We start from the raw sequence: 17618 nt of genomic DNA, 5'->3' as shown, positions 1-17618 counted from the left end.
CGTGCGCATCGATGACAGCTCGATGAGCTTCTCCGATCTGAGCCTGGTCCTGCCGTTCGCCACTCGGGTACACACGCTGGACGGCACGGTGGTCGGCCTGGCCTCCGATGCGGCCAGCCGGGCGACGGTCAAGCTGGACGGCCAGGTGGACGAGTTCGGGCTCGTCAAGGTCGATGGCGCGCTCGACTCCTTCCACCCCAAGTCCTTCACCGACATCGCGGTGACGTTCCGCAACGTCCCCATGTCGACGCTCTCGCCCTACAGCGCGACCTTCGCCGGGCGCCAGATCCGGGCCGGCACGATGGATCTCGACCTCGAATACAAGATCGATCGGAGCGTCCTCGTCGGCGAGAACAAGGTCCTGCTACGACAGCTGCAGTTGGGCGAGCGCGTGGAGAGTCCGGGCGCGATGCGCCTGCCCCTGGACCTCGCCATCGCCATCCTCAGCGACGAGGAGGGACGGATCGACATCGCGCTGCCCGTGCGGGGCAACGTCGATCACCCCGAGTTCAGCTACGGCCACCTCGTCTGGCAGGCGGTCGTCAACCTGATCAGGAGGGTCGTGACGTCACCGTTCCGGGCCCTGGGCGGAATGTTCGGCGCCGACGCCGAGAAGCTGCAGACGATCACGTTCGAGGCGGGCAGCGACAGCGTGCTGCCGCCCGAGCGCCAGAAGCTCTCCCGCGTGGCCGAGGTGCTCGACAAGCGCCCGCGGCTGAAGCTCACGATACACGGCGGCTACGAGCCGAAGCTGGACGGCGAGGCGCTTCGCACGCTCCGCGTGCGCCAGACGCTGGCCCGGCAGCTGGAGGTGTCGCTGAAGCCCGGCGAGGACCCGGGCCCCGTGGCCTTCGACCACGCCAAGACCCAGCGCGCCCTGGAGGCCTTGCTGAGCGAGCGTGGCGGCGCCAAGGCGATGGAGGAGTTCCAGGCCGACTACGAGAAGCGGACCGGTAAACAAGCCGAGCGCGTGAACCCGGTGCTGGCGTTCGTCGGCCGTGGCAGCCCCGATCGCGCCTTCTACGAGGCGGTGTTCCGCCGGTTGGTGGAGATAGCTCCGCTCGCCGATGACGAGGTGGCGGCGCTCGGCCAGCGTCGGGGTGAAGCCGTGGCCCGTGTGCTCAAAGAGGCCGCCGCGGCGGTGGCCCCGCGCGTCGAGGTCGGGGCCACCCGGGCCGCCGGCGGCGCCGAGCAGGACGCCGTGCCCACCCGTCTCGAGCTCGGGGCGGTCGGGGCCCCTTGACCGGGGCCATGACGCTGCGCCATTCTCGCCTCCTCGCCGGCGACCCTGAACAAAAGGAGCGCGCCATGACGCCGAGACCATGGTCCGTCGTCTTCTCGCTGGCCCTGCTGCCACCGTCCTGCAGACCTCGTTCAACAACGAGACGATGACGCGCCTGCGCGAGGCCTTCGTCGAGCGCTACAGCTTTTTTCTCTTCCGCCGGGTCGCCGGACGCGAGGCCCTGGTCGCCTGACCAGCCGCTCAGCCTGGGCCTGACCCTGCGGGACGGGCCCAGACGGTGGCACGTCCCCTGCAAGGCCTCGGTGCGTCAGGGCAGCGGTTTGCCGGCCGTCGCCTCTTCCACCAGCAGGGTGAGGCCGTTGGTGCCACGCACGACAACCTGACGCCCGGCGGCTAACGGACCGGCGACGGCCCGCGCCTGCCACAACTCGCCGTCGACGCGGATCAGGCCCACGGGGTTGAGGGGGTCCAGCACCTCTCCCCGCTTGCCGATGGGCCGCACCCGCTCGGCCGGCCGGAACACGGCCCGCATGGCCGGGTACAGCAGCAGGTCTTTCACGACGTAGGCCGCGCCGACAGCGACGGTCAGGCCGGACGGCAGATCGAAGGTGAGCTGGAGCCAGGCCAGCACGGCCCCGGCGGCGAGCCAGCCCGGGACCTGCCAGAGGAGATACGTCAGGAGGCTGTGGCGCATGAAACAGCCTTAGAGCACGGCCCTTGCCGACGCAAGGGCGGCAGGAGTGGCCGATGGTCATAGACGTCATTCGAACCCCCGGGGAGTTCGAGCGGACGCTGGAAGCGCCCCTGTACCGGGTCAATCGCTGGAGCCTGCCCCTGAGCCCGGACCGGGACGAACAGGTCGGCGCGGCGGTCCAGAGTGTGTTCGGCGGCCGAGACAGGGCCGCCGCCACGGATGAGATCGGGGTGGTGACCTCCTACCTGAGCTCGATCGCCGCCCCGCTGGACGAGTTGTACGCGCTGGGCTTCCAAGTGGTCGCGGTGCTGACCCACGGACGCTACGCGGTCCCGACCACCCGCGGCCGGACGGGCTTCGCAGTCCGGCCTGTGGACATGGCCGACTACCTGGTGGCTCCTGACCCGTGCTACTTCCGTCCGTGCGAGGCGGAGTTCGCGGATCCGGTGCACAAGCTGGGCGCCGGATGCGTCCAGGGACACGCGACGATCGTCACCACGGGACCACGAACGGTCGAAAAGGTGTTCAACATCTGGGTGTCCCGACACATCCTGGAGCGCGATTTCGAGCGCGCCGTGCCCTGGTGCGCCACCTGCGAGCGGGCGGACGATACGCCGTCCGCGTGATCGGAAGCGCCGGGGCCCTCCGGTGACGGGTGCAGCACGATCTCGACGCAGCCGTCCGCTTTGTTGAGAAAGGGCTCGTACCCTCTCGAGGCATTGGCCAGCGGCATCGGGGCCGAACGGGCACGCGGGCCGGGATCCATCCGGGGGGCCGGGCGGCTGGCGAGGATCCCCGCTCCCGAGCGATCTCGCGCAAGCCGACCAGACGCGAGGGCCGGACAATAGCGCATTGCACCGGAGTGAGGCTCTGTGTAAGGATTTCACTCCTGGCATACGACAGGCACGCGGGGGATGCCTCGGAGTCGAACGGACTTCTTCGACGACATCGGCTTCTTCAGCAGGCAGGGGTCCTCGCCATGCGGCCGCTAAGCGGGCGCCCGTTCGTCACGGGACGCCCGGGCTTACCCGGCGAAGGCGCTAGCGGGATTGCACCTGGAATTCTGCTCGCCGGTTCTGGCTCCAGCAGCTCTCGGTGTGGTCCGAGCAGGCCGGGCTGCGCTCGCCGTGGCTCGTGACGGTTACCCGGTCGGCCTCGACGCCCTGCGCGATCAGATAGGTCCTGACGGCGTTGGCCCGGCGCTCCCCGAGCCTCAGGTTGTACTCCTCAGAGCCGCGCTCGTCGGCGTGCCCGCCGATGGTGACCATGGCGTTCTGGTTCGACTTGAGCCACCGGGCGTGATCCCGCAGCATCCGGCCTTCGCCCGATCGGATCTTCGCCTGGTCCAGGTCGAAATGGACGTCCTTGAGCTCACCGAGGGCTACGGGCTCGGCGGCCGGCGTCGTCTCGACCGCGGGCGTGCTCGGGGCTTCCGCCGTGGCGTCGGTCTGCGCTTGTGTGGCCTGGATCTTGGACGTCCCTGGCCCCGAATCGCACCCGGTCAGGCCTACGGTGATTGCCAGCGCCGATAACATCACGATCCGCAGCTGAAGCTTCATTGAGTTCCCCTCCGCTTGTGCGTGCCGTTAGAGTCACGACGCGCACGAGCAGCAACCGTGCCAGAGCGTGTGTCGTTGAAATCGGCGTGCGAACGCGCATTTCGCGGGCGCGATCCGGCGGCGCGTGCCGGACAGGAATGAGCGCGATGCCAGCCAGGCATCGGCGGCCCGCGAGGAGCCCGACGCGCCCGGCGAGGCAAATTGCGCGTGGATGAGGCCTGCGCCACTATAGCGGCCGGCCACACACCCGGGGGCGGTGAGCCTCTAGGCCGATTGAGGAGGGTAGCGAACGATGAGCGAGGCTGTGCGTGTTCATCTGCGGGTTCCCGGCACAGCGCCGGTTCCCCGCCTGATGGGCCTCATTGAGGACATCGAGGCCGCAGGGTTCGACGGTGCGGGTATCCTGGACAGCCAGCTCCTGTCCCGCGACACCTTCGTGATCCTCGGGCAGGCGGCCGCCCGTACGTCGCGGCTGACCCTGTTTCCCGCCGTCACCAATCCGTTCACGCGTCACGCCTCGGTGCTGGCCGGCGCCATCCGGACCGTCGAGGAGCTGGCGCCCGGCCGGGTAAAGCTCGTGCTCGGCACCGGCTACACGTCCGCCAGCACCATCGGGCGGCGACCGGCTAGCCTCGACGAGATGCGGGCGTGTTTCCGGACGGTACGCGCGCTGCTGGCCGGGGAAACCGTGGACTTCGACGGCACTCCGGGCAGGCTGGGCTATGCCGCCGGGGCCAGCATCCCGCTGCTGATGGCCGCGTCGGGTCCCAAGGCCATCGAGGTGGCGGCCGAGATCGCCGATGGCGTTCTCCTGCTGGTCGGGTGCAACCGGGGCATCGTGGAGCGAGCGCTCGAGCACCTGCAGCGGGGGGCCCGCCGCGCGGGGCGTCGCATCGAGGACCTCGAGCTCATCTGGGCCTTGCGCACCGCCACGGCTAGGACCACCGAGGAGGCTCGTCGCCTGGCCCGGCCGACCGCAGTTCACTGGGGGATCCTGCGCTGGGGCGGCTACTGGCTGGAGCCGGCGGCGTTGCGGCTGCCCAAGCTCGAGATTCCCGACGCCGTCCGCACGATCTATCCGGACCTCTCGCACGCCCACGACTGGGAGGCCGCAATCGCCGCGACCGCGTTCGTCCCCGACGAGGTGGTGGCCCAGCTCTGCGACGCCCTGGGTCTCATCGGCAGGCCCGAGGACTGTGCGGAGCGGGTCATCGCGATGACGAAGCTCGGCATCCGCGACCTGTACCTCATGCCGCTCGAGACCTTCGCCCTGCCCGTGCGGGAGCTCGCTGCGTTTCGCGACGTCGTCTTTCCTCGCCTCCGCGCTGCCGGCCTCGGCGGCGGGCGCAAGTGACCGACCACCGGAGCAAGCTCGAGGAGGTGCCCATGGATTTCGGCGCGGTGATGTTCCCCACGGACTACGCGATCCGGCCCGACGAGCTCGGCCGGGCGCTCGAAGAGCGCGGGTTCGAATCGTTGTGGGTGCCCGAGCACACGCACATCCCGGCCAGCCGCCGGAGCCCGTGGCCGGGTGGGCCCAACCTGCCCAGAGAGTACTGGCACAGCTACGATCCCTTCGTGGCGCTCACCGCTGCGGCGATGGCGACCAGGCGGCTTCGCCTGGGCACCGGGATCTGCCTGATCGTCGAGCGGGATGCCATCACCACCGCCAAGGAGGTGGCCAGTCTGGATCGCCTCTCGGGAGGGCGGTTCCTCTTCGGGATCGGGGGCGGGTGGAATGCCGAGGAGATGGAGAATCACGGGACCGCCTTCAAGAAGCGCTGGCGTGTCCTCCGTGAGCGCGTGCTGGCGATGAAGGAGATCTGGACGAAGGAGGAGGCGGAATACCACGGCGAGTTCGTCCGCTTCGACAAGATCTGGTCGCATCCCAAGCCGCTACAGAAGCCCCATCCTCCGATCCTGATGGGCGGCGACGGGGCGAGGACGCTGGATCGGGTGATCGAGTTCGCGGACGGCTGGATGCCCATCTCCCGCCCTGGCCGGAATCCGGCCGAGCGCATTCCCGAGCTCCATCAGCAGGCCCGGGCTGCCGGCCGGGATCCGGCATCCGTACCCGTGAGCATCTTCTTCGCCAGGCCGGACGCCGCGGCGCTGGCCGGCTTGCGGGCGGCGGGGGTCAGCCGGGCGATCTTCGGGCTTCCTTCGGAGGGGCGCGAGAAGATCCTGCCGATGCTCGATGCCTACGCCCGGTTCATCGGGACGGTCTGACCCGGCCGGGGGGCTCGACCTCGACCGTCTCGAAGTGCCGGGGGATCACGACCCGGCTGCGCGGGGCCACGGCCTTGACCTCGGCCACGAACGATTGCGCGCGCGCCCAGGCCTCGTCCTGGGGCGCCCCGAAAGGGAGTCCCTGGTCGTCCCAGTGGGTCGCGATGACGACCCGGGGGCGGCTCAGGGCGCGCAGGAGGCGGCCGGTGTAGTCGTGGATCTCCAGGCGGGGCTGCGCCGCGGCGACGAGCACGATTCCGGGCCGGAGCCCGGCGACCTCGCGCTCGATGTAGTTCATCGAGCCGAACACTAGCACTTCGTGAGCGCCCAGCCGCAGGTAGTAGGCCAGGGTGCCGCCCTCGACGAAATCCCGGAGGCGGAGCGGCGTCCGGACGTCGCGCGGAACGACGCCCGAGCTGAAGTAGTGCTTGGCGCTGAGCGCAGAGTGCAGGCTGGGAATGACCTTGATCGACAGCCGCCCGAACTCGTAGTCTTCGCCTCCCCGCACGGTCAGGATCTGGGCTTCCGGCACGCCGCCGGCCCGGGCGATGTTCGCGGAGCTTTCGGTGCCGATGACCGTGGCCCCGGTCTTGCGGGCGATGTGCGGCATGTCCATGCAGTGGTTGAAGTGCGAATGGGACAGGAGGATGAAATCGGCGCGGGAAATCCGGGCGTCGATCGTGGCCGTGTCGGGCTCGGGAACATCGTCCATGGTGAGCAGGCGGCGCCGGTCGCCCGGGACGGTTGCCGCGACGGGGGCCCCGTAGGCGCGGCCGCTGAACCGGACCCGCGAGAGGTACGGGTCGACGAGCACGACTGTCCGGCCGTCGCTGATGCTCCAGCCTGCCGCGCCCAGGTGCGTGAACTGCAGTCGGGCTCGGCGGATCGCCACGGCGGGAATCAGGGTCCGGGGGGCCGCCGCCCGCGCCGCTCGGGCGTGGCGGTCTCGTACGCGTGGGCGATGGCCAGCAGCTCGGCCTCGCCCCATGGCTTCCCGACGATCTGTATGGAGAGGGGCAGGCCATCGGCGGCGAAGCCCATCGGCATGGCGATGGCCGGGTAACCGGTCAGATTGTGGGGCGTCAGGAACGGCCGGTGCAACCAGAGGCAGGACACGTCCTTGCCGTTGAGCCGGGCCATCAGGGTGGCGATGGGCGCCGCGACGGCGGGCGTGCTGGGCGAGACGAGGGCATCGACCTCTCGGAACGCCTCGGTGACTTCGCGGCGGAGCAGCTCGCGCTCTCGCCCGGCCCGGACGAAATCGTCGAGCTTGACTTCGAGGGCCCGTTCCAGGCGAGCCCGCACGTCGGCACCGTAGCCGTCGGGATTTTTTTCGTAGAACGGGCGATGGAACTCGGCGAACTCGGCGCCGAGTATTGCCGTCGCCGTCCGTTCGATGCGCGCATAGTGCGGAAAGGCGACCGTCTGCACCGTCGCGCCCAGATCCTGAAGCGTGCTTACCGCCCGGGCGAACGCGGTGGCGATCTCCTGGTCGACCTCCGCGTGGGCATAGAAGTCGGGGCACAGCGCCAGGCGCATGCCGCGGAGACTCGCTCCCAGCTTCGCGGAGAAGTCGGGCACCGGGACATCCCGGGACATGGCGTCGCGCGCGTCGTAGCCGGCGATCGCTTGTAGCACGAGCGCGGCGTCCCGAGCAGTGCGGGTCAGCGGGCCGACGTGGTCGAAGCTCAGCACGTTGGGACACACGCCACGCAGGCTGATCCGGCCGTGAGTGGGCTTGAAGCCGACGACGCCGCAGAAGGCGGCCGGCACCCGGATGGAGCCGCCGGTGTCCGACCCCAGCGCCACAGGGCAGAGGCCCGCCGCCACCGCCGCCGCCGAGCCCCCGCTGGAGCCTCCGGCGATTCGCTCCGGATCCCAGGGGTTGCGGGTCGTCCCGTAGTGAGGGTTCACCGTCGTGGCCGCCGCGGCGAACTCGTGGGTGTGGCACTTGCCGAGCAGCACCGCGCCGGCCCGGGTCAGCCGCGCCACCGCCTCGGCGTCCTCCGGCGGGACGTTGTCCCGGAAGAAGGAGGAGCCGTGGGTCGTCCGAATCCCCGCCGTGTCGAAGATGTCCTTGGCGCCCCAGGGGATCCCGTGCAGGGGACCGCGGTAGCGGCCGGCCGCGATCTCGGCCTCGGCGGCTTTGGCCTGCTGGCGCGCCCGGTCGGCGGTCACCTCGAGAAAGGCCAGCAACGTCGGGTTCAGCGCCTCGATGCGGGCCAGGTGCGCGTCCACCACCTCGACGGGGGAGAGCTCGCGCGCGCGGATGCGGGCGGCGAGCTCGGCAAGACCGGAGAAGCAGAGCGTGGACTGGTCCATGGGCGCGCCCGAGGGATAGCACACCGTCGAGGGTCCTGCAATCAGACCGCGCCGCTGGCCAAGGCGGCGATGTTCGTCTACGATGGGATCGTCGAGGACGCGTTGCGGGCACTGATCGTCGAGGATGATGGAAAGATCGCGTCGTTTCTCGCCAAAGGCCTGAAGGAGGCGGGGTGGGCCGTCGATCAGGCCCGTACCGGTGAAGACGGGTTCGAGCTCGCGGTGGCCGAGCCGTACGACGTGGCCGTGGTCGATGTGATGCTGCCCGGCCTCGACGGTCTGTCGCTGATCGAGCAGCTGCGCAAGCGCCGCGTGACCACTCCCGTCCTCATCCTGAGCGCCCGGAGGACCGTGGACGATCGGGTCCGCGGTCTGCAGGCGGGCGGCGACGATTACCTGACCAAGCCGTTCGCATTCTCCGAGCTGTTGGCCAGACTCCAGGCCCTGCTCCGGCGCAGCACGCGGGCGGTGGAGCCGACGCGGCTGACGGCCGGCGGCCTCAGCCTGGACCTCATCACGCGCAACGTCACCCGTGACGACCGGCCCATCGAGCTGCAACCTCGCGAGTTCTCCCTCCTGGAGTACCTCATGCGCAACGCCGGGCGTCCCGTGTCCAAGACGATGATCCTACAACACGTGTGGGGTTACGACTTCGACCCGCAGACGAACGTGGTGGAAGTTCTGGTGTCGCGGGTCAGGACCAAGGTCGACGGTGACCGCCCCGACAAGCTGATACACACGATCCGAGGAGTCGGCTACGTTCTCCGCGTTCCGTAACCGCCTGCGGCCGACGATCGGCGTCAAGCTGACCGTCTACGCCTCGGCGTATCTCGTGGCCAGCGTGCTGGTGGTGCTGGGCCTGGCCTACGTGTTGCTGTCCTCGGCGCTCGAGCGCGAGGATCGTCAGCAGATCCAGTGGGAGCTCGGGGAGCTCCTGGCCCTCTATCGCAGCGGCGGCGTCACCGCCGTCAGGGATCTCCTGGTCGGGCAGGAGGCGTCGGGCACCGGCGAACCGTTCGCGGTCCGCCTCCTCGACGCCGACGGGACGACCCGGTTCATCTGGAAGCCGGCCCAACTTACGACCCTGGACGCCAGGTATTTCGAAAACGCCCCCATCGGGCCAGCCGGGGAGTGGCGGGTCCTGAGCAGACCGGGGGCCACGGGATCCGATCTCGAGTTGACGTCGGTGCCGCTGCCCGACGGCGGTCGCCTCGAGGTCGCCGGCAGCACCGGCGATCGCGCCGAAGTGCTGCAGCGGTTTCGGCGGGTGGCGTTCCTTGTCCTCGTTCCCGTACTGGCCCTGGGTCTCGTGGGCGGAACCCTCCTGGCGTCATCGGCTCTCCGCCCGATTCGCCAGATCGTGCTGGCCGTGCGAGCCGTCGCCGAGGGCAAAATGGGCACCCGAGTGCCGGCACGGTGGAACGGCGACGAGCTGGACGAGCTGGTCCTCCTGTTCAACGAGATGCTGGAACGCATCACCGCGCTCATGGACGGGATGCGGGGGGCCCTCGACAACGTCGCCCACGAGCTCCGGACGCCCATCATGCGGATCCGCGGCGCATCCGAGCTCGCCCTGCAGGCGGGCAACGAGCCCGAGGTCCTACGTCAAGCGGTGGGCGAATGTCTGGAAGAGCTGGATCAACTGCTGTCCATGCTCAACGCATTGATGGATATCTCCGAGGCCGAAGCCGGCGCCGTGAAGCTGCGGCTGGAGTCCGTGGACCTGTCGGCGTTGATCGCCGAAGTCGTGGACCTCTATCACCTCGTCGCGCAGGACAAAGCGCTGGCCCTGTCCACATCCGGCACGGGCGCCCCTCGCGTGATGGCCGATCGTGGTCGGCTTCGCCAGGTCGTGGCGAACCTGCTCGACAACGCGATCAAGTACACCGCTCCCGGGGGACGGATCGACATCAGCGCCGTGGAGGAAAACGGGTGTGCCCTGCTTCGCATCCGAGACACGGGGATCGGCATCGCCGCTCACGAGCTGTCGCGGATCTGGGACCGTCTCTACCGGGGCCACGGCAGCCAGTCCCAGCCCGGCCTCGGGTTGGGGCTCAGCCTGGTCCGCGCCGTCGTGCAGGCCCACGGCGGCCGTACCGAGGTCGCCAGCACACCCGGTGCGGGGACCGAGTTCACCGTGGTTTTTCCCGCGGCTCTCACCGCCGAGAGGGTGGCGGCCAGGCCAGCCGAGCTTTCACGGATGTAAGGCTCGGGACAGGTTCCGGTAAGCTCCGCCTCCCTACACTGAGCGGGTGGCGGCGCTCACCCCTCTGCATGTGCTTCATCTTTACCCGAAAGGCGACTACTTCACCGGGGCGGCTGTTCAGGCGATGGAGCTGGCCACCGGGCTGGCCGGCCGGGGGCACCACGTCGTCGTGGCGACCCGGCCCAGCGAAATCTGGGCGCAAAAGACCGCCGAGTGCGGGCTTGCCTATTATCCGCTGTCTCTGACCTCGGCCCTGGATCTCAGGTCGGTTCGCGCCCTGATCGGCATCATGAGGGCCCACGGCATTCAGATCGTGCACGCCCACAAAGGGGCTGCCTGCCGGCTGGCCCTCCTGGCCGGGCTGCTCGCCCCGCTTCCCGTTCTCGTCGCCAACCGCGGCGTCAGCTTCCCGGTCGGGCGCCTCCAGGCCATGGGCTATGCCACCCGTCGAGTCACCGCCATCGTCGCCGTCTGCGAGTCGGTCAAGCGGTGGCTCGTGGCCGGCGGTGTGCCGCCCGCCAAGATCGAGGTCATCTATTCGGGGACTGATACCGAGCGGTTCCATGCCCGCGTCGACGGCAGCGCGGCACGAAAGGAGCTGGGCCTTGGCCCGGACGACCCGCTGATCACGCAGATCGGCGTGCGCAGCACGAAGGGCAACGACGACGTGATGGACGCCATGTCGACCGTCATCCGCCGTATGCCTCACGCGCGGCTCCTCGTCGTCGGCGCTCGGAACCCGGCGCCACTTCTCGAGCGAGCCCGGGTGCAGGGCATCGAGCACGCCGTCCGGATCCTCGGCTATCGGGAAGACATTCCGGAGATCCTGCGCGCCAGCACGTGCTGCGTCGATGCGTCGCACACCGGCCTGGGTCTGAGCGGTACGCTGCGAGAGGCGTTGGCGGTGGAAACCCCGGTGGTGGCCACCGACATCGAGGGCAACCCCGAGCTGGTCCGCCACGGCCAGACCGGCTTGCTCGTGCGTCCCCGCGACGTCGCCGGCCTCGCCGCGGCGATCGGGTATGTCATCGACGATCCGACCTACGCGAGGGCACTCGGTCGGGCCGGCCGAGAACTGGTCGTCAGACAGTTCTCGACTCGGACGAAGGTCGACCGGATGGAGGTGCTCTATCGTCGTCTGCTGACGACTCGCTGAGCCGATCCCCCTCGATGGCGAAGAGGCTTCCCGCCCACGGCAGAGTCACCGTCATCCTGCCTACCCGCGATGAGGTGCACAACATCGATGAGGTCGTGGCGCGGGTGCTCGAGGAGGGCGACCGAGCTTCGCTCGATGTCGAAGTGCTCGTCGTCGACGACACGTCCACGGATGGAACGCGCGAGCGCGTCCGCGGGTGGGAGTCCAGGGACGCCAGGGTGCGCCTGCTGGCCCGAGACGCCGAACGAGGCCTCGCGGGGGCGGTTCTGGCCGGGGCGCGATTCGCGTCGGGCGAGGTCATCGTCGTCATGGATGCCGACCTCAGCCATCCGGCATCCGCAGTCGCGGCGCTGGCCAGGCCAGTGCTCGACGGCGCGTGTGACATGGCCATCGGGAGCCGGTATATCCCGGGGGGCGCGACTCCGGGCTGGCCGTTTAGCCGGCGGCTGATCTCCAGGACCGCGGCCACACTGGCCAGGCTCCTGGTCGATGTGCGGGACCCCTGCTCGGGGTTCTTCGCCGTGCGCAAACAGACCCTGCTCGAAGCCAGGAAGGCGCCCGGCGGGTTCAAGATCGGGCTGGAGATTCTCGCCCGGTCTCAGCCCGGGCAGAGGGTCGAGGATATTCCCATCACCTTCCGGACCCGGGCCCATGGCGCCTCCAAGCTGGACGCCCGCGTCGTGCTGTCCTACCTGGCGCAGCTCGTCGACCTGGTGGGGGCAGGCCCCTCAGGCCGCGAGGCGTCGGGGTTTGCCCTCGCGGCCGGACTGGGATTCCTCCTGGACATCGCGATCTTCCATGCCCTGCTGGCGGAAGGGGCGCCCCTCGCCCTCGCCCACCTGACGAGCTTTGCCGCGGCTATCAGCGCGACCTGCCTGCTCGGCGCGTGGGCGGGCTTTCCGGGCCGGCACTGTGCCCGGGGCTCGGTCGCGCTCACGCGGTACGGGGCGTTCATCGCCGTGGCGCTCCTCGCCGTGCTCCTGCGAGGCGGCGTGCTCGCCCTCGCGCACCGCTCGTTGGGTCTGCCCGCACCGGCAGCGATCGTCCCTGCGGCCCTGGTGGCCGCGATGACGAGCTACATCGGGGGGGTGTTCTTCGCGTTCCGGGCCTCCGATCGTCCCAAAGAACTGACGGTGTCCTGGCGGCTGGCGGCGCTCGGCGTCTCGGCCTATCTGCTCGGTCTGCGCTGCGTGTACGCCGGCGTGGTGGAGCTACTCCCCGAGGAAGCGTACTACTGGAACTACTCGCGGCATCTCGACCTGGGCTATCTGGACCATCCGCCCATGGTGGCCTGGCTCGTCTGGCTCGGGACGGCGGTCTTCGGTCAATCCGAATGGGGCGTGCGTGCGGGGGCCCTGGCCGCGTCACTCGTGGCGCTTTACTTCAGCGTACGGTTGGCCGCGAATCTCCTGGGACGCCCGTACGCGTATGCGGCGGCCTTGCTCTTCGCGGTCCTGCCCTTTCTGTTCGGCACCGGCTTTTTCATGACGCCCGACGCCCCCCTGGTGGCGTCCTGGGCCGGAGCTCTCTACTATCTGGAGGGGGCGCTGCTGGGCGGGAGACCCCGGGCCTGGCTCGGCGCAGGTATCTGCGTCGGGCTCGGGCTGCTCGCGAAGTACACGATCCTCCTCGTCCCGCTGGCCGCCCTGGTGTACCTGCTCCTGAGCCCGTCCTCACGCCGCTGGCTGCGGTCTCCCCGGCCATATGCGGCGAGCCTCGTCACGCTCGCCCTGGCGTCACCCATGTTGCTGTGGAACGCGCAGCATGGCTGGGTGTCCTTCGTTTTTCAGGGGTCGCAACGCTGGAGCCACGCCCCACGTTTCGAGGTGGCGACGCTCCTCAGCCACGTGCTGTTGTTGATTACGCCGCTGGGCGTCGCCGGCTTCCTCTGGGGAGTGGCGCGGTCATCCGCCAAGCGGCGGTATGGACTCGTCTTCACGCTCGTCCCTTTGTCGGTCTTCGTCCTCTCCAGTTTCAGGAACGAGACGAAGTTCAACTGGACGGGCCCCGTGTGGCTGGCGGCGTTACCGTTCATGGCGGCGAGCGTCTTCCCCTCCGTCGGGGCCGCCGACGGCTGGCGTGGCGGCCCCCTGCAGCGCTTCTGGAAGCCGACCGTGATTGCGCTCATGCTCTTCTATGGCGCGCTGTTCCACTACGACGTGCTGGGATGGCCCGGCGCGCCGCGGCCGCTCGGCCCCCTCGGCAAGAGCTGGCGCGCGCTCAGCCATGAGGTCGAGGAGGTCGAAGGGCGCGTGCGCACGCGGACGGGGCAGCAGCCTCTCATCGTCGGCATGGACAAGTACAACCTCGCCAGCGAGCTGGCCTTCTACGCCCGCCACGGCAGCGGCGCCGACAAGACGACGAGCGATAACCTTTTCGGACGCCAGGGTCTTATGTACGACTTCTGGTTTCCGCCCGGCCACCACGTGGGAAGATCCTTGATCCTGGTGGGCAAGGACCGCCAGGCGCTCGAGGCGCCGCACCTCGGCCGTTACGTCGCCAGCCTCGGGCCGATTCGCGAGCTGCCCGTGGGCCAAAACGGCGCTGAAGGGCGGCGGTACTTTGTCCGAGTCGCACACGGGTATCGCGGCCGGCAAGAGCCATGATCACGCGATCCACTCCAGCGGATCCTCGTCACGCCCGGGCACGTGGCCTTCCACGAAGATGCGATGCCAGATGGCGAGCTGCATCAGCCCCCAGATCTCACGGGTCGCGGTGCCGCGGGTCTGCTGCGCCTTCACGAGCGCCGCGATGCCGTCGGGGCGGAACCACTGCCGGATGGCCGGGTGTGCGGGCAGGCGTTCGGCCAGCCCGTCGAGGAACTTCCCGCGCAACCATCGCCCGATCGGCACGTAGAACCCCCGCTTGCGGCGCCACAGGTGGTCGGCGGGCAGGCGGCGGCCGGCCCAGCGCTTGAGGAACAGCTTGCCCTGCCGGCCGCTCACTTTGAGGGCATCGGGCAGCGCGAAGGCGAATTCGATGACCCGGTGATCGAGGTAGGGGACCCGCCCTTCGAGGCCGAACCCCATGAGCACGCGATCGGCCTTCACGAGCAGGTCGTCGGCCAGGAACGTGGCCACGTCCGTGTACTGGCAGCGGGTGGTGTGGCTCCAGGTCCGGGGCGTCGCCTGCCAGGCCGCGATGAAGGGCGTGCGCCAGGCGGCGGCCGCGGCCTTCAGCTCGGCGCCGAACGCGCGGCGGACCCATACCCGGTGCCAGCCGCCCCGCGTCCGAAAGCCGCCTGACCCCGGCGCCACCAGGTTTCGCAGCCATCGCTGGAGCAGAGTGCGGCGGTAGCGGCTGTAGCCGGCAAAGACTTCATCCCCGCCCTCCCCGGTCAACGCGACCTTCAAAGCCTGACCCGCCCGCTCGGCCAGGAACGATGTCGGCAGGCACGCGTAGTCGCCCAGCAGCTCGTCCGTGGCCCAGACGGTATGGGGCAGCCGGCGGAAGACGGCATCCCCGTCGAGGGTGATCTCGGTGTGCTCGGCGCCGAAACGCCGCGCGATGGCCGCGGCGTCGGGTCCCTCGTCGGCGGTTCCTCGATCGCCGTAGCTCACGGAAAACGTTCGCAGCCGCCGCCCGGTCAGCTCGCTGATCATCGCCAGGAGGACGCCGGAATCGACGCCGCCGGACAGGAATAATCCATAGGGCACGTCTGCGCGCAGGTGCTCCACCATCACCTGTCGGAACAGCGGCTCGAATTCCTCGGCGGCTTGCTCGAAATCCACCACCCGCGGACGCGTGGTGAGGGCTGACCAGTAGCGATGCTCGCGCGCGTTCAGGTCGCCATCCACGACCAGTACCGTGGCCGGGGGCAGACGGCGGATACCGCGCACGAGGCTCATCTCACCGCTGTTGAACCGATTCTGCAGCGACTGCACGAGGGACTCCGCGGCGATCTCGGGGGCGCCGGGCCAGACGGCCAGGAGCGCCTTGAGCTCCGAGGCGAACAGCAGCCGATCCCCGAGCCTCGCGTAATAGAGCGGCTTGATACCTGCCCGGTCGCGGGCAAGCACCAGCTCGGCGCGGCGCGCGTCGTAGAGCGCGAAGGCGAACATGCCGTTGAGCGCGGCCACGCCATCGACGCCATCGAGGGCATAGAGATGGAGAATGGTTTCGCTGTCGGACGCGGTGGCGAAGCGCCGCCCGCGAGCTTCCAGATCACGGCGCAGCTCGACGAAGTTGTAGATCTCCCCATTGGCGGCGAGAGACAGGTCGCCGTCGACCATGGGCTGATGGCCACCCTCGAGGTCGATGATCGCCAGCCGTGTTTGGGCCAGGGCGAGCGGTCCGGCCAGGTGCAGGCCCAGGTCGTCGGGACCCCGGTGGGCCAACGCGGCGGCCATGCGCCGCACGACGACCTCATCGGCGCGGCCACGCCGCAGCAGGATCCCCGCGATGCCGCACATGCGGAGGGCATCATAGCGGATGAGGCCGCGACGAGGGGCGGTTTACGGGGCTGACCGGTCTACGCCGGCCTGATGAGGCGGGCCCGGCTCACCAGTGGATGGCGAGCCCGAAGGCGGCGTGGTGCTGCGTCAGGTCGGAGCGGTCGCGGGCCGTCTCGGTCGCGGGTGATCCTCCCACCGTGCCATGGGCCCGGAAGTTGAACTCGAAGTCGTCGGTCTGCGTGAACCGATACTCGGCGAAGACGGCGACTTTTCGGAAGACGAAGAACTTCAAACCGCCCAGCGCCTGCACGCCCGGCTGCACGTCGGTGTCATCGAGCCGGGTATTGGCGTCGAAGGGCGACGTCCGTGTGGACATCGTGGCGATGAAAGCCCCGGCGCCCGCGCCGATGTAGGGCTGCAGGCGGCCGTAGGGGTAGCCGGCGCTGGTGAAGAGGGGCAGGCGGTAGAGCAGGTTCACGGCCACGCCGAACACGTCGAAACTCGCGCTCTGGATGCTCATCTCCGTCGTCGTGGAAGCCCCGAACATGGTGCCGCTGAACGTGACGGTTTGCCGCGAGGCGTGCGGCTCGGTGTACGAGAGCTCGAGCTCCGAGCCCAGCTGGCCGCCGAGGAGCGGACGGGTGAAGAAGTAGCCGAGTTTGGCGCCGACCAGAAGGGAGTCGTGGAAGTCGACTTCGCTAAACGTGCCGTCGAGGAGGGTGACCGTGCCCATCCCGCTGGTGAGATCGAGTCGGGTCTCGGTGGTCTTGCTCTCGGTGAAGGCGGTGCCGCCGAAGACGGCCAGATAGAGCTCGGCGTGCGCTGGGCCGGCGGTAGCCAGCGCGAGGCCGCCACAGATGATGAACACCGCGCGCGCCTTCAGCAGGGGCCCCCCTTCCGTCCCGACCATCATCAGGGGAGGGAGGACCGCGACCCAACCTTTTTGCCCCCGGGCGGCCTAGCGCAATTGCGCCAGGGAGCTTCGGTCCGGTCCCGTCAGCACGACGCGGATACGGCCCTCACGCCCGTTATCGCCGGCGACCACGTCGTGGGCGATCGTGGCCAGGGGACCCGCCATCTCCCAGCGCTCGGGAGGCAGGGCCATGAGAACGGTCCACGGCCCGCCGGGCCGCTTGCTGACCACGGGGGCCACTACGGCGCCGAACTCACGGTGGATGGCCTCGGTCACGGCCACCTGCCGGGCAATCACACTCATCCGCCGCCGATGCCGCCAATCGGCGATCGCCAGTAGACCGAAGATGGCCAGCAGAGGCAGGGTCAGCGCGACGACGATCCCCAGCCCGGCTCCGACCGCGGTCAGCATCGGACCCTCCCCGCGGCCTGCGGACCGTGCACACTACGCTGCTTCATGTCCGGTCGGTAGGGGGCGTGCAAGCGCTCGCCCAGGCGAGCCACCCCGCGCATGACGGCCTCCGCGCTCATCGCCGTCAGGTAGGCCAGCGCCGCGGTGACGAGCAACCCCACGACGAACAGGAGTCGTAGCTCGAGCAGCGTCATCCCAGCCTCCTCTACCCGCTATGACCCCACAGAGAGCCCCGCGTGAAAGCGGGGTCGAAGGCGCTGGTAGGTGACGCTCGACGAGATGGTCGAGGAGGCCGGCGAGGGACCCGACCTCGTGAAGATCGACACCGAAGGCAGTGAGCTGGCGGTGCTGCAGGGCGCGCTCGGCGTCCTGCAGCGCTACTGCCCCCTGGTGGTCCTGGAGAGCTGGCCGCCGACCTCGCGCTATTGAATAGAGGGCGAGGTCCCGTTCGTGGCGACGCTCGGGCGCATCATCGACGGCGGGCCGCTGGA

Annotated in this window: 18 protein-coding genes; 10 read left to right on the top strand and 8 right to left on the bottom strand. The window is 69.5% G+C overall.

Annotated elements, in window-relative coordinates; all coding sequences use genetic code 11:
- Both VFR64_13565 and VFR64_13560 read left to right on the top strand, forming a co-directional pair.
- Nucleotides 1-1243, top strand: a 1243-nt coding sequence (locus VFR64_13565) for a DUF748 domain-containing protein (GenBank protein ID HET9490768.1), incomplete at its 5' end; no start/stop codon positions are given.
- 79 nt (nucleotides 1244-1322) lie between these two features.
- A complete protein-coding gene (locus VFR64_13560; GenBank protein ID HET9490767.1) occupies nucleotides 1323-1475 on the top strand; it encodes a hypothetical protein in 153 nt (50 codons plus the stop codon).
- Between the two features lie 75 nt (nucleotides 1476-1550).
- On the opposite strand, the gene VFR64_13555 is transcribed toward VFR64_13560, so the two are convergent.
- A complete protein-coding gene (locus VFR64_13555; GenBank protein ID HET9490766.1) occupies nucleotides 1551-1937 on the bottom strand; it encodes an NfeD family protein in 387 nt (128 codons plus the stop codon).
- A 53-nt stretch (nucleotides 1938-1990) separates the two neighbouring features.
- Between VFR64_13555 and VFR64_13550 the strand changes: the two genes are divergently transcribed.
- Entirely contained in the window at nucleotides 1991-2563 is a 573-nt protein-coding gene (locus tag VFR64_13550; GenBank protein ID HET9490765.1) for a hypothetical protein, read from the top strand.
- A 414-nt stretch (nucleotides 2564-2977) separates the two neighbouring features.
- Here the strand turns inward: VFR64_13550 and pal are convergent, their stop codons facing one another.
- The gene (gene pal / locus VFR64_13545) at nucleotides 2978-3496 is read right to left on the bottom strand and encodes a peptidoglycan-associated lipoprotein Pal (protein HET9490764.1); all 519 of its coding nucleotides are present in this window, start codon (nucleotides 3494-3496) and stop codon (nucleotides 2978-2980) included.
- 292 nt (nucleotides 3497-3788) lie between these two features.
- Between pal and VFR64_13540 the strand changes: the two genes are divergently transcribed.
- A complete protein-coding gene (locus VFR64_13540) occupies nucleotides 3789-4850 on the top strand; it encodes an LLM class flavin-dependent oxidoreductase (protein ID HET9490763.1) in 1062 nt (353 codons plus the stop codon).
- Entirely contained in the window at nucleotides 4847-5725 is an 879-nt protein-coding gene (locus VFR64_13535; GenBank protein HET9490762.1) for an LLM class F420-dependent oxidoreductase, read from the top strand. Before VFR64_13540 ends, VFR64_13535 begins: the two co-directional genes overlap by 4 nt.
- Here VFR64_13535 and VFR64_13530 read toward each other — a convergent pair.
- The gene (locus VFR64_13530; GenBank protein ID HET9490761.1) at nucleotides 5709-6617 is read right to left on the bottom strand and encodes an MBL fold metallo-hydrolase; all 909 of its coding nucleotides are present in this window, start codon (nucleotides 6615-6617) and stop codon (nucleotides 5709-5711) included. The genes VFR64_13535 and VFR64_13530 overlap by 17 nt on opposite strands.
- Before the next feature lie 8 nt (nucleotides 6618-6625).
- Nucleotides 6626-8047 (bottom strand): amidase, encoded by a 1422-nt coding sequence (locus VFR64_13525; GenBank protein HET9490760.1) that lies wholly within the window; start codon nucleotides 8045-8047, stop codon nucleotides 6626-6628.
- 102 nt (nucleotides 8048-8149) lie between these two features.
- Here VFR64_13525 and VFR64_13520 point away from each other — a divergent pair, with 102 nt between their 5' ends.
- From VFR64_13520 to VFR64_13505, 4 genes are read left to right on the top strand one after another with little or no spacing between them, the layout of a single operon-like run.
- A complete protein-coding gene (locus tag VFR64_13520) occupies nucleotides 8150-8824 on the top strand; it encodes a response regulator transcription factor (protein ID HET9490759.1) in 675 nt (224 codons plus the stop codon).
- Nucleotides 8825-8879: 55 nt separating this feature from the next.
- Entirely contained in the window at nucleotides 8880-10253 is a 1374-nt protein-coding gene (locus VFR64_13515; protein ID HET9490758.1) for a HAMP domain-containing sensor histidine kinase, read from the top strand.
- 46 nt (nucleotides 10254-10299) lie between these two features.
- Nucleotides 10300-11409 carry a glycosyltransferase family 4 protein gene (locus VFR64_13510; protein HET9490757.1) on the top strand — a complete coding sequence of 370 codons (1110 nt, stop codon included), beginning with the start codon at nucleotides 10300-10302 and terminating at the stop codon, nucleotides 11407-11409.
- 14 nt (nucleotides 11410-11423) lie between these two features.
- Nucleotides 11424-14015 carry a glycosyltransferase family 39 protein gene (locus tag VFR64_13505; protein HET9490756.1) on the top strand — a complete coding sequence of 864 codons (2592 nt, stop codon included), beginning with the start codon at nucleotides 11424-11426 and terminating at the stop codon, nucleotides 14013-14015.
- Here VFR64_13505 and asnB read toward each other — a convergent pair whose 3' ends face one another.
- The 4 genes from asnB to VFR64_13485 form a co-directional block, all read right to left on the bottom strand.
- Nucleotides 14016-15821, bottom strand: a complete 1806-nt coding sequence (asnB, locus tag VFR64_13500) for an asparagine synthase (glutamine-hydrolyzing) (GenBank protein HET9490755.1) — start codon at nucleotides 15819-15821, stop codon at nucleotides 14016-14018. It lies immediately after the preceding gene.
- An 88-nt stretch (nucleotides 15822-15909) separates the two neighbouring features.
- Nucleotides 15910-16716, bottom strand: coding sequence for an outer membrane beta-barrel protein (locus tag VFR64_13495; protein HET9490754.1), 807 nt, complete (start codon nucleotides 16714-16716; stop codon nucleotides 15910-15912).
- Between the two features lie 45 nt (nucleotides 16717-16761).
- Complete coding sequence (locus VFR64_13490) at nucleotides 16762-17127, bottom strand: hypothetical protein (GenBank protein HET9490753.1); 366 nt, start codon at nucleotides 17125-17127, stop codon at nucleotides 16762-16764.
- On the bottom strand, nucleotides 17121-17321 hold the full coding sequence (locus tag VFR64_13485; protein ID HET9490752.1) for a hypothetical protein: 201 nt from the start codon (nucleotides 17319-17321) through the stop codon (nucleotides 17121-17123). The genes VFR64_13490 and VFR64_13485 overlap by 7 nt, the downstream gene beginning before the upstream one ends.
- Nucleotides 17322-17391: 70 nt before the next feature.
- Here VFR64_13485 and VFR64_13480 point away from each other — a divergent pair, with 70 nt between their 5' ends.
- The gene (locus tag VFR64_13480; protein HET9490751.1) at nucleotides 17392-17556 is read left to right on the top strand and encodes an FkbM family methyltransferase; all 165 of its coding nucleotides are present in this window, start codon (nucleotides 17392-17394) and stop codon (nucleotides 17554-17556) included.
- The last annotated feature ends 62 nt before the right edge of the window (nucleotides 17557-17618 follow it).

The sequence above is a fragment of the Candidatus Methylomirabilota bacterium genome, assembly GCA_035709005.1.
In the GTDB taxonomy this organism is placed as follows: Bacteria; Methylomirabilota; Methylomirabilia; order Rokubacteriales; family CSP1-6; genus 40CM-4-69-5.
Note: the sequence above shows the minus strand (reverse complement) of the source record. Positions and strands in the feature narration are given on the sequence as shown.